Below are 13,539 nucleotides of genomic sequence, written 5' to 3' on the forward strand. Positions count from 1 at the left end.
TGGATGGATGCCGCCGGGCTCCCCGGTAGCGGCGCCCCGCTGCACGCGCGCTTCCTGTCCGGCGGCACGCAGAACGTGATCTACGAACTCACCCGCGGCGACGCGCGCTGCGTCCTGCGGATGCCACCGACCGGCGCCCCGCCGGATCGGGACGCCGGCATCCTGCGCGAGTGGCGCATCATCGCCGCGCTCGACGGATCCGACGTGCCGCACACCGCGGCGATCGCGGTGTGCGAGGACGCCGCCGTCCTCGGCCGCCCGTTCTATCTGATGGGCTTCGTCGACGGTTGGTCGCCGATGGATCGGCATGCCCGCTGGCCGGAGCCGTTCGATTCCGATCTCGATGCCCGGCCGGGCCTGAGTTACGCACTGGCCGAGGGCATCGCGCTGCTGTCGACGGTGGACTGGCGCGCCCGGGGACTGCACGACCTGGGTCGTCCCGACGGCTTCCACGAGCGCCAGGTCGCGCGCTGGACCGGCTTCCTGGAGCGGATCCGCGGCCGCGAGCTGCCCGGTCTCGACGAGGCGACGGCCTGGCTGCGGACCCACGGGCCGCTCGACTTCGTCCCCGGTCTGATGCACGGCGACTACCAGTTCGCCAACGTCATGTACCGGCACGGCGCCCCGGCACGGCTGGCGGCGATCGTGGACTGGGAGATGGGGACGGTCGGCGACCCGAAGCTCGACCTGGCCTGGATGGTGCAGTCCTGGCCCGTCGACACGAACGCACCGGCGCCCTCGGAGATGGGGTACGTCGACATGCGGGGCATGCCGTCACGCGACGACGTGGTGGCGCACTACGCCGAGGTGTCCGGACGGCAGGTCGACGATCTGGACTACTACCTGGTGCTGGCGAAGTGGAAGCTCGCGATCGTTCTGGAGCAGGGATTCCAGCGTGCCGGCGACGACGAGAAGCTGCTGGCGTTCGGGCCGGTCGTGCTCGACCTGATGGCCTCGGCCGCCGACCTCGCCGCGACCTCCGACTACTGATGCGGGCCGCAGTGTGTCCCGTCCACGGCGGACCGGACGTCGTCCGCACCGTCGAGCTGCCCGTCCCGGAGCCGGCCGACGGCGAGGCCCTGGTCCGCGTCGACGTCGCGGCGGTGAACTTCCCGGACGTCCTGCTGATCGCCGGCCGTTACCAGGTGGACGTGCGGCCGCCGTTCGTGCCGGGCAGCGAGTACGCCGGCACCGTCGTCGCCGTCCGCGGTGACGTCGGCGACCTCGCCGTCGGTGACCGCGTGACCGGAACCGGACTCGTCGGCGCCTTCGCCGAGCGGGTGGCCGCCCCGGCGGCCACGCTGCGCCGGATCCCCGACGGCATGACCGCGGCCACGGCGGCGGCCGCCGGCGTCGCACACCGGACGGCGCACCACGCCCTGCGGTCCATGGCCCGGATCGCCCCCGGCGACCGCCTGCTGGTGCTCGGCGCGGGCGGCGGCGTCGGCCTGGCGGCGGTGCAGCTCGGCACCGCGATGGGCGCACGCGTGACCGCCGTGGCGTCGACCGCCGAGAAGCTTGCCGCGACAACACGTTACGGCGCCGAGGTCACCGTGCGCCACGGAGACGGCGACCTGCGGGAGCTGCTCCGCGCGGCAGTGCCGGACGGGCACGACGCGGCGCTCGACCCGGTGGGCGGTGCGCTCGCCGAGCCCGCGCTGCGCACCCTGCGGCGCGGCGGACGGTTCGTCACGGTGGGTTTCGCGTCCGGCGTCATCCCCCGCATCCCGCTGAACCTCGTCCTGGTCAAGGGGGTGCGGATCCTCGGCTTCCAGTTCCAGGACGTGCCGGCCGACGAATTCGCGCGGACCGAGGCCGACCTCGCCGAGCTACTCGCCTCGGGGCAGGTGACGCCGCACGTCGGCGCGGTGTATCCACTCGACGACGCGGCGACGGCGCTGCGTCACGTCGCCGACGGCCGGGCGGTGGGCAAGGTGCTCATCCGCGTCGGCACGTGACCGGCGGGCACGCCGAGATCAGCTGGCGGGCACCAGGTCGGCCGCGACCGACGGGCAGGCCGTGACGCCGCAGAGGAAGGTCTCGGCCCGCTCGACCGCGCCCTCGAGGTTCGACGCCGCCATGGCTTGGGTCTTGAATGCGCGGGCCGCGGCGCTCAGGTGGTGCTCGACCGACGCGACGGTGGCGTCGAGTTCGGCGGGCCAGGCCTGACCCCACAGGGTCACCTCGGTCATGCCGTGGTCGAGGGCGTTGAGCACGCCCTCGCGGACGCGGGCGTCGGACGCGAACAGGTCCGCGGCGACGGCGACGGTCTGCGGATGCGGACGCTCGGCCCACTCCGTCAGGGCGATCTCGAGGTCCTGCACCTCGACGCCGAGGATTTCCAACGGCCGCAGGTCGTCGCCGCCGGTGATCAGCACGGTGACGTCCCAGCCGGCCATGACGCGGTCGACGAGCCACCCGCCGGCGTACTGGACCACCTCGGGCACGCTGGCGGCCACGACGTCGAGCCGGTACCTCACGTCGATGATCCCGGCGTCGGCGCGGCCGTGGCCGGCAGGGTGAAGTCGCGGGCCAGCATCTCGCCGTACCCCTTGAACACGTCGTTCAGGGGTATCGAAGGATCGAGCAGCCATGCGGTCTCCATTCCGTTGATGAATGCCAGGATCTCCACGGCCTTGATGGCCGGGTCGAAGTCGGTGCGGTAGCGGCCCGCGGTCTGACCACCGCGGATGATGTCGGCGACGATGTCGACGGCCGCGCGCTGGCGTTGCAGCAGCCGGTCGTGCAGCGGCGCATCGGGGGCGATGTTCTCGATCAGCAGCACGGTGAAGGTGCCGACGAGTTCGGGCGCGCGGTCGAAGCGCTCGGCCACCCGGCAGATCTCGGTGACGAGGTCGCCGGTGCGGTCGGCGTGGCTGTCGTCGTCGAAGTCACGGGCGTCGAGCACCGCGTTGAGCAACTGCTCCTTCGACTCGAAGTGGTGCAGCAGACCGGCGGCACTGACGCCGGCCTCCTTGGCGATCTGCGCGAGGGAGGTGTTGCGCCAACCGTTGCGCGCGAGCAGGCGTTCGGCCACGGCGAGGATGCGCTGTTTGCGGTCCTCCCCCTTGGCGAGCAGCGACTCGTAGGGGCGCTGACGCGCCGTCTCGGTCTGCGCTGTGGACACTGAACCCCTTCGTTCGAACCAACTAACTGAATACACAGTAGGTAGGTTGGCGCGGTGTGACAAGAGTCTCAGCGCGGAAATGTTTGAGCCTGCGTCACACCACCCGTTGCCGGCGATTTCGGCGCGGAATCCGTCGCTCAGCGATCGAAAACGCGCCGAAATCGCACTAGAGGCCGAGGGACTTGGCGATGATGACCTTCATGACCTCGCTGGTGCCGGCATAGATGCGGGCCACACGGGCGTCGGTGTACAGCCGGGCGATCGGATACTCGGTCATGTAGCCGTAGCCGCCGAACAGCTGCAGACAGCGATCGACCACGCGCTGCTGCATTTCGGTGCAGAAGAGCTTCACCCGCGCCGCGTCGGGCGCACTCAGCTCCCCCTCGACGTGCAGCGCCACGGCCCGGTCGAGCATGGCCTGCCCCGCCTCGACGTCCGTGGAGCACGCCGCCAGCTCGAACTTGGTGTTCTGGAACGACGCCACCGGCGTGCCGAACGCCGTCCGGGTGCGGGTGTACTCGATCGCCGCGGCGATCGCCGAGCGGGCCTGCGCCACCGACCCGACCGCCACGGTCAGACGCTCCTGCGGCAGGTTGTGGCCGAGGTAGGCGAAGGCCCCGTCGACCTCCCCCAGCACGTTGGCCGCGGGCACCCGGACGTCGGTGAACGACAACTCGGCGGTGTCCTGCACCTTGCAGCCCATCTTCTCCAGCTCGCGGCCCCGCACGAAGCCCGGCATGCCGTCCTCCACGACGAGCAGCGTCAGACCCTTGCGCCGGTCGTCCGGATCGGTGGACGTCCGCGCCACGACGACGACGAGGTCGGCCTGCATGCCGCCGGTGATGAACGTCTTGGCGCCGTTGACGACGTAGTCGTCGCCGTCCCGCACGGCGGTGGTGCGCATGCCGGCGAGGTCCGATCCGGTCCCCGGCTCCGTCATCGCGATCGCCGTCAGCAGCTCGCCGCTCGCCAGCCCGGGGAACCACCGACCGCGCTGCTCGTCGTTCGCGTAGTGCAAGAAGTACGGCAGGATCACCTCGAGCTGGGTGCGCACCGTCGACAGCGTCACCAGGGCCTTCGCGGCCTCCTCCTGCAACACCACGTTGTACCGGTAGTCGGGTTCGCCGCCGCCGCCGTACTCCTCGGGGATCGCCATGCCGAGCATGCCGAGTTCCCCCATGCGCGCGAACACCTCGCGCGGCATCCGGCCGCCCTTCTCCCACTGCGGGTAGTGCGGCACGACCTCCTTCTCGACGAAGTCCCGCGCGAGTTCGCGGAACGCCTCGTGGTCGTTGGTGAACAGGTCTCGGCGCACGGCGCCTCCTCTCGGGTCAGGGCAGCAGTTCGACGATGGTGGCGTTGGCGGTGCCGCCGCCCTCGCACATGGTCTGCAGGCCGTAGCGAATCCCGTTGTCCCGCATGTGATGGATCATCCGGGTCATCAGCACGGCGCCGGACGCGCCCAGCGGATGCCCCAGGGCGATGGCACCGCCCAGCGGGTTGAGCTTCGACTCGTCGGCACCGGTGTCGACCTGCCAGGCCAACGGCACGGGCGCGAACGCCTCGTTGACCTCGAACACGCCGATGTCCGACAACGCCAGACCGGCCTTGTGCAACACCTTCTCGGTGGCCGGGATCGGTCCGGTCAGCATCAGTTTCGGGTCGGCTCCGGTCACGGCACCGGCGCAGTAGCGCACCAGCGGGGTCAGGCCCAGGGTGACGGCGTTCTCGGCGGTCATGACGAGCAGCGCCGCCGCGCCGTCGGAGATCTGCGACGAGTTGCCGGCGTGGATGACGCCGTCCTCGGTGAATGCCGGCTTCAGACCGGCCAGCTTCTCCGCGGTCGTCCCGCGCCGGATGCCCTCGTCGTCGGTCACGACGCCCGCGGTCTCGCCCGCGGTGAACACCGGCACGATCTGGTCGGTGAACGCCCCGGCGTCCTGGGCGGCGGCGGCGCGTTCGTGCGACCGCGCGGAGTATTCGTCGAGCCGGGCCCGCGAGAACCCCCACTTCTCGGCGATCAGCTCCGCGCAGATGCCCTGGTTGAACGAGAAACCGTCGTAGCGCTCCAGCACCTTCGGTCCGTAGGGCATGCCGGTCGCGCGCGCCGATCCCAGCGGGACGCGGCTCATCACCTCCACGCCGCCGGCAACCACGACGTCCTGCTGACCGGACATCACCGCCTGCACGGCGAAGTCGAGGGCCTGCTGGCTCGACCCGCACGCCCGGTTCACCGTCGTGCCGGGGATGTGCTCGGGCCACCCCGCGGCCAGAACCGCATACCGGCCGATGTTGCTCGACTGGTCCCCCACCTGCGACACGCACCCCCACACGACGTCGTCGACCACCTCGGGGTCGACGCCCGTCCGCTCGGCCAGTTCGCCGAGCACCACCGCCGACAGATCGGCCGCGTGCTGGTCCGACAGCCCCCCGTTGCGCTTGCCGACCGGCGTACGCACCGCTCCGACGATCACCGTCTCCCGCATCAGCTCTGCTCCTCGTGTGTGTCGGCGGCCCGCTCGTACAGAGCCCACGAGCCACTGAACGTCGGGTCGCGTCGGGCGGCGAACGCGGCGTACGCCTCCATTGAATCGGTCGTCGCGAAGTTACCGGGCTGGGCGCGGGCCTCGTTGGCCAATGCCTGCCGCAGTGTCACGTCGGCGCCGTCGTTGAGCAGCGCCTTGCTCTGCGCGAGCGCGAACGGCGGTCCGGCCGCGAGTCGACCGGCGAGATCGGCCACGAACGCGTCCACCTCGTCGGCGGCGCGCACCCAGGTGACCAGCCCCAGCGCGTGGGCTTCCGCGGCGTCGATGGTCTCGGCGAGCAGCACCAGCCGCTTGGCCTGTTGCAGCCCAACGAGTTTCGGCAGCAGCCACGACCCGCCGAGGTCCACCGACAGCCCGCGCCGAGCGAAGGTCTGGCTGAACCGCGCCTCGGGCGTCGCGACGACGAGGTCGCACCCCAGCGCCAGGTTCCAGCCGGCGCCGACGGCGATCCCGGTGACCTTCGCGATGGTCGGTACCGCCAACTCGTGCAGTGCCAGGGCGACGTCGGTCAGCCGGTCGAGCTTGTAGCGCGGATGGATGGTTTCAGGCGTGGCGATGTCCGCGCCCGAGCAGAACGCTCCGCCCGCGCCGGTGAGCACCAGCGCTCGCACCGACGGGTCGCGCCGGACCGCACGCAGCGCATCGGCGAGATCGACCCACAGCGCGGGGTCGAGTGCGTTCTTGCGCTCGGGACGGTTCAGCGTCAGCGTCCGGACGCCTTGGTGATCCGACGACAGCAGGGCCGCGCTCATCGGTGCGCCGGGCCGATCACGCCGTCGGCGCGCAGAGCGGCCAATTCCGCAGCGCTGACCCCGATTTCGGTCAGTACGGCGTCGGTGTGCTCGCCGAGGCCCGGGATCGCGCCCATCGGCTGGTCGAAGCCGGTGATCACCGGCGGCGGACGCAGCGCCTGGATGTCCCCGACCGGCGTGGCGACGGTGCGCCACCGGTCGCGGGCGGCCAGTTGCGGGTGCGCCACCACCTCGCTGGGCAGGTTGTAGCGCGCATTGCCGATCCCCGCCCGGTCCGCGACGTCCTGGACGTGCGCGAGATCGTGTTGCGCGCACCAGGTGGCGATGGCCTCGGACACGACGTCGCGGTGCGCGCAGCGGCCCGGGTTCGTCGCCAGCCGCGGATCGTCGGCGAGGTCGGGCCGGTCGATGACGTCGCGCGCCACCCGCTGCCACTCGCGGTCGTTGGTGGTGCCGAGCACCACCGTCTGTCCGTCGCGGGTGTCGAAGGCGCCGTAGGGCGCCACCGCGGGCGAGCCGACGCCGAGCGGTTGCTGGTCGACGCCGGAGTGCTGGGTGTAGGTGAGCGCATAGCCCATCACGTCGGTCATCACGTCGAAGAGGCTCAGCTCGACGGCGGGCGCCGGCGCCGCGGCGTCCCGCCGCCCCCGGCCGACGAGCAGCGCCAGGATCGAGATGGCCGCGTAGAGGCCGGTGCTGAAGTCCGCCATCGCAGGACCGGGTTTGGCCGGCATGCCGGGATTGCCGGTGACGGCGCACGAACCCGCCTCGGCCTGCACCAGCAGGTCGTAGGCGCGCTTGTGCGAGATCGGACCGCCGGGGCCGTAGCCGTCGATCTCGACCGGGATCACGTGCGGGTGCCGCTCGGCGAGATCGGCCGGGGCCAGGCCGAGGCGCGAGGTCGCGCCGGGAGCGAGGTTCGAGACGAACGCGTCGGCGCGGTCGAGCAGGCGGTGCAGCAGGTCGAGGCCCGCCGGCGCCTTCGTGTCGAGGGTGACCGACTCCTTGCCGCGGTTGCACCAGACGAAGTGCGCGGCCATTCCGCCCGGCCCGTTGACCACGTCGTCGTAGTACCGGGCGAAGTCGCCACCGCGGGGGTTCTCGATCTTGATGATCCGGGCCCCGAAGTCGGCCAGCACGCGCGTGCACATCGGCGCGGCGACGGCCTGTTCCATGGCCACCACCGTGATGCCCGCCAGCGGAGCGCCGTGACCGGCCGACCCGCTTCCCGTGTCCGGTCGGGTCACATCACCATGCCGCCGTCGACCGGCAGCACCTGCCCGGTGACGTACGAGGCGGCGTCGGACGCCATGAACACGAACGCACCCGCGACCTCGGCGGGATCGGCCCACCGCTTCATCGGGATGCGGTTCATCATGGTGGCGGCGAACTTCTCGTTGGTGCGGATCGTCTCGGTCATCGGCGTCGCGGCGAGCGGCGCCAGGGCGTTCACCGCGATGCGCTTGGTGGCGAGTTCGCGCGCCAGCGACTTGGTGAAGCCGATGATGCCGGCCTTGGCGACGGAGTAGTTGACCTGTCCCAGGGTGCCCGTGAGGCCGGCCGCCGACGTGACGTTGACGATGCGTCCGGTGCCGTCGGTGGGGATGTGCGGCAGGGCGGCCTGCGTGACGTTGAATGCGCCCAGGACGTGGACGTCGAACAGCAGTTGGAACGACTCCGCGGTGGTCTTGTCGAACATCGCCGGCCGGGTCACGCCGGCGTTGTTGATCACCACGTGCAGCGCGCCGCCCGCCAGGGCCGCCGCGCGGGCGGCCGCGTCGTCCGCGGCGGCCCGATCGGACACGTCGAGGGCGACGCCGTCGGCCGTGCCCCCCGCGTCGGTGATGCGCCGAGCCACCGCAGCGGCCGCGTCACCGTCGAGATCGGTGACCAGCACCGCCGCGCCGGCCTCGGCCAACGCCGCCGCCACTGCCGAGCCGATGCCGCCCGCGGCGCCGGTGACCAGCGCCGAGCGCCCGGACAAGTCGAAGTACCCCATCGTCGTCGACATTCCCTCTCGTCAGTAGCTACGGGGCAGACCCAGGACGTGCTCGCCGAGGAAGTTCAGCACCATCTCCTGGCTGACCGGGGCGATCTTCATCAATCGGGACTCACGGAAGTAGCGCGACACGTGGTACTCCTCGGAGTAGCCCATGCCGCCGTGCAGTTGCAGCGCACGGTCGGCCGCGCCGAAGCCGGCGTCGGCGCACAGGTACTTCGCCGTATTCGCCTCGCGCGCACAGGGTTTGCCGTTGTCGTAGAGCCACGTCGCCTTGCGGAGCACGAGTTCGGCGGCGTCCAGGCGGGCCAGCGAGTCCGCGAGCGGGAACTGCAGACCCTGGTTCATGCCGATCGGCCGGTTGAACACCACGCGCTCGTTGCCGTACTTGACCGCCTTTTCGAGCGCCACCCGGCCGATGCCGAGCGCCTCGGCGGCGATGAGCATGCGTTCCGGGTTGAGTCCGTCGAGGATGTACCGAAAACCCTGGCCCTCCTCGCCGACCCGGTCCTCGACCGGCACCATCAGGTCGTCGATGAACAACTCGTTGGAGCTGACGGCGTTGCGGCCCATCTTCTTGATGGGACGGATGTCGACGTGGTCGCGGTCGAGGTCGGTGAGGAACAGCGTCATCCCGTCGGTCTTCTTCGCGCCACGGGCCACCAGCTCGTCGGGGGTCTCGGTGCGGGTCAGCAGCAGGACCTTCTCCGACTCCAGTGCCTTGGAGATCCACACCTTGCGACCGTTGACGCGGTAGGCGTCACCCTCGCGCCGGGCGAAGGTCGTGATCCGCGAGGTGTCCAGTCCGGCACCGGGTTCGGTGACGCCGAAGCACACGTGCAGATCGCCGTCGACGATGCGTGGCAGCGTGCGGGCCTTGAGTTCCTCGGACCCGTGCTTGACCACCGGCTGCATGCCGAAGATCGACAGGTGGATGGCGCTGGCGGCGTTCATGGCGCCGCCGGAGCGGGCGACCTCCTCGAGCAGCAGCGTCGCCTCGGTGATGCCGAGACCGTGGCCGCCGTAGGCCTCGGGAATGGTCATGCCGAGCCAGCCGCCCGAGGCGATGGCGTCATAGAACTCCCTGGGAAATTCGTGGTTCTGGTCCTTGGTCATCCAATAGTGATCGTCGAACCTGGCCGCCAGTTCGGCGACGGACTTGCGGATCAGCTGTTGATCCTCGGTCAGCTCGAAGCTCATTCCGTCGGACACGGTGTCTCCTTACGTCCGTTCTCGGCTACCCGAATCACTTCGGAAGGCTATGCATTACCAGACACGCGGACGCCCGCGGCCCGGATCGACACCGCACCGACGGACGCTCGCGCAGCTAGTCCTTGTTACCGGTCAACGACTTGGCGTTCGCCGCGAAGTCGGCGAAGTTCGCTCCGGTCTTCTCCTTGTGCGACAGCGCACGGACGCTGACGTCGTGCCCCTCGGCCGCCTTGCGCAGCGCACCCACGGTCGCCTGCTCACGGCTGATGTGCGTGAACGGATCCCAGTGGTACCACCGCATCGCGTTCTCGTAGGTCATCTTGTCGATCTCGCCGTCGGGGACGTCGTTGGCCTTGAGCACCTCGTCGAGCTGCTCGGGCGCACCGGGCCACATCGAGTCCGAGTGCGGGTAGTCGGCTTCCCAGCAGATGTTGTCGACGCCGATCTGATGCCGGGTGGCGACGCCGACCGGATCGGCGATGAAGCACGTCAGGAAGTGGTCGCGGAACACCTCGCTGGGCAGCTTGCCCTTGAAGTCCTGACCGGTCCAGGTCGAGTGCATCTCGTAAGTGCGGTCGACGCGCTCGAGGAAGTACGGGATCCACCCGGTGCCACCCTCGCTCAGGGCGATCTTCAGGTCGGGGTACTCCTTGATGGGGCGCGACCAGAGCAGGTCCGCGGCGGCCTGCACGATGTTCATGGGCTGCAGGGTGATCATCACGTCCATCGGCGCGTCGGGCGCCGTGATCGCCAGCCGGCCCGACGAACCGATGTGCACGTTCAGGACGGTGTCGGTGTCGACGAGCGCGTCCCACATCGGCTTCCAGTAGTCGAAGTCGTGGAAGCTGGGATAGCCCATGGCCGAGGGGTTCTCGGAGAAGGTCAGCGAGTGCACGCCGCGGGCGGCGTTGCGGCGGATCTCCGCTGCGCACGCCACCGGATCCCAGATCACCGGCAGGGTCATGGGGATGAAGCGGGCCGGGTAGGCCCCGCACCACTCCTCGACGTGCCAGTCGTTGTACGCCTGCACCAGTGCCAGCGAGAACTCCGGGTCCTCGGTCGCGAACAGCCGGCCCGCGAAGCCCGGGAACGACGGGAAGCACATCGACCCGAGGATGCCGCCGGCATTCATGTCCTTGACGCGCTCGTCCACGTCGTAACAGCCCTTGCGGATCTCGTCGAGGCCCTGGGGCTCGAGGCCGTATTCCTCCTTGGGCCGACCGGCAACCGCGTTCAGGGCGACGTTGGGGATGACGATGTCACGGAACTGCCAGGTGTCCGAGCCGTCGGCGTTGTGCACCAGGCGTGGCGCCTCGTCGCGGTACTTGGCGGACAGGTGGTTGCGGAACATGTCCGGCGGTTCGACGATGTGGTCGTCCACCGAGATCAAGATCATGTCGTCCTTGTTCACGGACGCTCCTTCCGTTCGGCGCTGACAGCCCGTGCGACCAGGGTAATCGGGACCCCGTTCTCTATCTAGGGAAACTAGCCTCTCGTTCTGAGAGAATCAACGTCCGACGAAGGCATCCAGCGCGTGCAACGCGCCGTCACGTGGCCGGGCCCCGGCCGTGAACGCCCAGTCCAGCAGCTCTTTCGTGGCGCGTCCGTTGACGTTTCGACCCAGGGGTGGAAATCTATTGGTCAAATATGAGAATCTGATTCTCATAACGGACGACGGACCGACGAAAGGTGGAGCGTGACCGTGCGCGTGGCGCCCTTGCAGGCCGAGGAGTGGGACGACGACGTCGTCAAGGCACTGTCGGTGATGGTGTCCCCGGACCGCATCGAGCGGCGCGACGCCGGCAGCGCGTTGGCCGTCCTCGCCCGCCACCCGAAGCTGACCCGCGCCTTCCTGCGGTTCAACGGCTATCTGCTCTTCGCCTCGACGCTGCCACCGCGGCTGCGCGAACTGGCCATCCTGCGCGTCGCACACCGGCGATCGTGCACCTACGAGTGGCTGCACCACGTCGAGATGGGTGGCGAGGTCGGCCTGACCGCCGACGTCATCGACGGCATCCAGCGGGGCGAGGCCACCGATCCCCTCGACGCCGCGGTGCTCGCCGCCGTCGACGAACTCGAGGAGACGTCCAACGTGGCCGACGCCACCTGGGCGGCCCTCGCCGAGCACCTCGACGAGCGTCAGCGCATGGACCTCGTCTTCACCGTCGGTTCGTACGGCCTTCTCGCGATGGCCTTCAACACCTTTGGCGTAGTACCGGAACAGGAGATGTGACATGCCCTTCTTCCCCAAGCCCGACGCGGGTAGCTGGACCGAGAACTGGCCCGAACTGGGGACCGCGCCGGTCAACTACGAGGACTCGATCGACCCCGAGCACTGGAAGCTGGAGCAGCAGGCCATCTTCCGCAAGACCTGGCTGCAGATGGGTCGGATCGAACTCATCCCCAAGAAGGGCCGCTACATCACCCGCGAGCTGCCCTCGGTCGGCCCTGGCGTGTCGATCATCATCGTCAACGACGGCGACGAGATCCGGGCGTTCTACAACATGTGCCGTCATCGCGGCAACAAGCTGGTGTGGAACGACTACCCCGGCGAGGAGGTCTCCGGTACCTGCCGCCAGTTCGTCTGCAAGTACCACGCCTGGCGGTACGACCTGAAGGGGAACCTGACCTTCATCCAGCAGGAGGGCGAGTTCTTCGACGTCGACAAGGCGGATTACCCGCTCAAGTCGGTGCGGTGCGAGGTGTGGGAGGGCTTCGTCTTCGTGAACTTCGACGACGACGCCGAGCCCCTGGAGGACTACCTGGGTGACTTCGGCCGGGGCTTGAAGGGCTACCCGTTCCACGAGATGACCGAGCACTACAGCTACCGCTCCGAGGTCAAGGCGAACTGGAAGCTGTTCATCGACGCGTTCACCGAGTTCTACCACGCGCCGATCCTGCACATGAAGCAGGCGGAGAAGGCCGAGGCCGAGAAGCTGGCCAACTTCGGCTTCGAGGCGCTGGCCTACGACATCAAGGGCGACCACTCGATGGTGTCGTCGTGGGGCGGGATGAGCCCGCCGAAGGACCTGAACATGGTCAAGCCCATCGAGCGCATCCTGCACAGCGGGCTGTTCGGTCCCTGGGACCGGCCCGACATCGAGGGCATCCTGCCCGACGAGCTACCACCGGCCATCAACCCCGGCCGCCACAAGACTTGGGGCACCGACTCGTTCGAGTTCTTCCCGAACTGGACCCTGCTGTTCTGGGCCCCGGGCTGGTACCTCACCTACAACTACTGGCCCACCGGCGTGGACAGCCACATCTTCGAGGCCGACCTGTACTTCGTGCCGCCGAAGAACCTCCGCCAGCGACTCTCCCAGGAGCTCGCCGCGGTGACGTTCAAGGAGTACGCGTTCCAGGACGCCAACACCCTGGAGGCCACCCAGACCCAGATCGGCACCCGCGCGGTGCTCGACTTCCCGCTGTGCGACCAGGAGATCCTGCTGCGCCATCTGCACATGACCGCTCACCAGTACGTCGACCGCTACAAGGCCGAGCAGGCAGCCAGATCCAACGGGACGAGCAACGGCGCCGCCAATGGCGCGAAGGCGTCGGAGAAGGAGCAGGTGAATGTCTAAGCTGCCCGAGGAATTCGCCGATCTGGAACGGTTCGCGGACTGGTGCCTGCCCACCGAGGAGGAGCGCTACCAGAAGCGGCTCAACTCCACGATGGAGGAGATGCAGGAACTCTACGACGCCGGGCTGGAGCGGCTCGAGGACATCATGGTCTACGTCGATGCCCGCTTCCCGCTGGCGAGCATGCCCGAGGACGCGAAGGCGCTGGTGCACCTGGGACAGTCGATCGTCATGGTGAGCTTCCCGATCGAGGTGTGGAAGCAGCCGCGCGTGCTCGACAGCGGCGCGGCCTACATCCAGCTGATCAAGGAGCCGGTGGTCTAA

At 69.3% G+C, this 13,539-nt stretch carries 14 protein-coding genes; 5 read left to right on the top strand and 9 right to left on the bottom strand.

Annotated elements, in window-relative coordinates; all coding sequences use genetic code 11:
- Nucleotides 1-3: 3 nt before the first annotated feature.
- On the top strand, nucleotides 4-990 hold the full coding sequence (locus FZ046_RS24450; protein WP_070353872.1) for a phosphotransferase family protein: 987 nt from the start codon (nucleotides 4-6) through the stop codon (nucleotides 988-990).
- Nucleotides 990-1,958, top strand: coding sequence for an NADPH:quinone oxidoreductase family protein (locus FZ046_RS24455; RefSeq protein WP_070353824.1), 969 nt, complete (start codon nucleotides 990-992; stop codon nucleotides 1,956-1,958). Before FZ046_RS24450 ends, FZ046_RS24455 begins: the two co-directional genes overlap by 1 nt.
- Before the next feature lie 18 nt (nucleotides 1,959-1,976).
- On the opposite strand, the gene FZ046_RS24460 is transcribed toward FZ046_RS24455, so the two are convergent.
- The 9 genes from FZ046_RS24460 to FZ046_RS24500 all read right to left on the bottom strand — a co-directional run bounded on the left by FZ046_RS24460 (nucleotide 1,977) and on the right by FZ046_RS24500 (nucleotide 11,047).
- Complete coding sequence (locus FZ046_RS24460; protein WP_070353823.1) at nucleotides 1,977-2,480, bottom strand: hypothetical protein; 504 nt, start codon at nucleotides 2,478-2,480, stop codon at nucleotides 1,977-1,979.
- A complete protein-coding gene (locus tag FZ046_RS24465; protein WP_070353822.1) occupies nucleotides 2,477-3,127 on the bottom strand; it encodes a TetR/AcrR family transcriptional regulator in 651 nt (216 codons plus the stop codon). Before FZ046_RS24465 ends, FZ046_RS24460 begins: the two co-directional genes overlap by 4 nt.
- Nucleotides 3,128-3,293: 166 nt before the next feature.
- A complete protein-coding gene (locus FZ046_RS24470; RefSeq protein ID WP_070353821.1) occupies nucleotides 3,294-4,442 on the bottom strand; it encodes an acyl-CoA dehydrogenase family protein in 1,149 nt (382 codons plus the stop codon).
- 16 nt (nucleotides 4,443-4,458) lie between these two features.
- Nucleotides 4,459-5,613 carry a thiolase family protein gene (locus FZ046_RS24475; protein ID WP_070353820.1) on the bottom strand — a complete coding sequence of 385 codons (1,155 nt, stop codon included), beginning with the start codon at nucleotides 5,611-5,613 and terminating at the stop codon, nucleotides 4,459-4,461.
- Nucleotides 5,613-6,425, bottom strand: a complete 813-nt coding sequence (locus FZ046_RS24480) for an enoyl-CoA hydratase/isomerase family protein (RefSeq protein WP_070353819.1) — start codon at nucleotides 6,423-6,425, stop codon at nucleotides 5,613-5,615. Before FZ046_RS24480 ends, FZ046_RS24475 begins: the two co-directional genes overlap by 1 nt.
- Entirely contained in the window at nucleotides 6,422-7,600 is a 1,179-nt protein-coding gene (locus FZ046_RS24485; RefSeq protein WP_070353871.1) for a CaiB/BaiF CoA transferase family protein, read from the bottom strand. Before FZ046_RS24485 ends, FZ046_RS24480 begins: the two co-directional genes overlap by 4 nt.
- Before the next feature lie 68 nt (nucleotides 7,601-7,668).
- On the bottom strand, nucleotides 7,669-8,424 hold the full coding sequence (locus FZ046_RS24490) for an SDR family NAD(P)-dependent oxidoreductase (protein ID WP_149484376.1): 756 nt from the start codon (nucleotides 8,422-8,424) through the stop codon (nucleotides 7,669-7,671).
- 21 nt (nucleotides 8,425-8,445) lie between these two features.
- Nucleotides 8,446-9,624, bottom strand: a complete 1,179-nt coding sequence (locus FZ046_RS24495; RefSeq protein ID WP_070355916.1) for an acyl-CoA dehydrogenase family protein — start codon at nucleotides 9,622-9,624, stop codon at nucleotides 8,446-8,448.
- A 127-nt stretch (nucleotides 9,625-9,751) separates the two neighbouring features.
- Nucleotides 9,752-11,047: an amidohydrolase family protein gene (locus FZ046_RS24500; RefSeq protein ID WP_070355915.1), complete on the bottom strand. Its 1,296-nt coding sequence runs from the start codon at nucleotides 11,045-11,047 to the stop codon at nucleotides 9,752-9,754.
- A gap of 291 nt (nucleotides 11,048-11,338) precedes the next feature.
- Here FZ046_RS24500 and FZ046_RS24505 point away from each other — a divergent pair, with 291 nt between their 5' ends.
- Genes FZ046_RS24505 through FZ046_RS24515 form a run of 3 tightly spaced genes read left to right on the top strand, consistent with a single transcriptional unit; the run spans nucleotide 11,339 to nucleotide 13,539 of the window.
- The gene (locus FZ046_RS24505) at nucleotides 11,339-11,869 is read left to right on the top strand and encodes a carboxymuconolactone decarboxylase family protein (RefSeq protein WP_070355923.1); all 531 of its coding nucleotides are present in this window, start codon (nucleotides 11,339-11,341) and stop codon (nucleotides 11,867-11,869) included.
- 1 nt (nucleotide 11,870) lies between these two features.
- Nucleotides 11,871-13,217: an aromatic ring-hydroxylating oxygenase subunit alpha gene (locus tag FZ046_RS24510; protein WP_070355914.1), complete on the top strand. Its 1,347-nt coding sequence runs from the start codon at nucleotides 11,871-11,873 to the stop codon at nucleotides 13,215-13,217.
- Nucleotides 13,210-13,539: a hypothetical protein gene (locus FZ046_RS24515; RefSeq protein ID WP_070355913.1), complete on the top strand. Its 330-nt coding sequence runs from the start codon at nucleotides 13,210-13,212 to the stop codon at nucleotides 13,537-13,539. The genes FZ046_RS24510 and FZ046_RS24515 overlap by 8 nt, the downstream gene beginning before the upstream one ends.

It is taken from the genome of Mycolicibacterium grossiae, from assembly GCF_008329645.1.
GTDB classification, from domain to species: Bacteria; Actinomycetota; Actinomycetes; order Mycobacteriales; family Mycobacteriaceae; genus Mycobacterium; species Mycobacterium grossiae.

Coding starts and splice junctions, on each gene's coding strand:
- FZ046_RS24450 (WP_070353872.1), top strand. CDS start 4: ATGGATGCCGCCGGGCTCCCCGGTAGCGGCGCCCCGCTGCACGCGCGC.
- FZ046_RS24455 (WP_070353824.1), top strand. CDS start 990: ATGCGGGCCGCAGTGTGTCCCGTCCACGGCGGACCGGACGTCGTCCGC.
- FZ046_RS24475 (WP_070353820.1), bottom strand. CDS start 5,613: ATGCGGGAGACGGTGATCGTCGGAGCGGTGCGTACGCCGGTCGGCAAG.
- FZ046_RS24480 (WP_070353819.1), bottom strand. CDS start 6,425: ATGAGCGCGGCCCTGCTGTCGTCGGATCACCAAGGCGTCCGGACGCTG.
- FZ046_RS24485 (WP_070353871.1), bottom strand. CDS start 7,600: ATGGAACAGGCCGTCGCCGCGCCGATGTGCACGCGCGTGCTGGCCGAC.
- FZ046_RS24490 (WP_149484376.1), bottom strand. CDS start 8,424: ATGGGGTACTTCGACTTGTCCGGGCGCTCGGCGCTGGTCACCGGCGCC.
- FZ046_RS24495 (WP_070355916.1), bottom strand. CDS start 9,624: ATGAGCTTCGAGCTGACCGAGGATCAACAGCTGATCCGCAAGTCCGTC.
- FZ046_RS24510 (WP_070355914.1), top strand. CDS start 11,871: ATGCCCTTCTTCCCCAAGCCCGACGCGGGTAGCTGGACCGAGAACTGG.
- FZ046_RS24515 (WP_070355913.1), top strand. CDS start 13,210: ATGTCTAAGCTGCCCGAGGAATTCGCCGATCTGGAACGGTTCGCGGAC.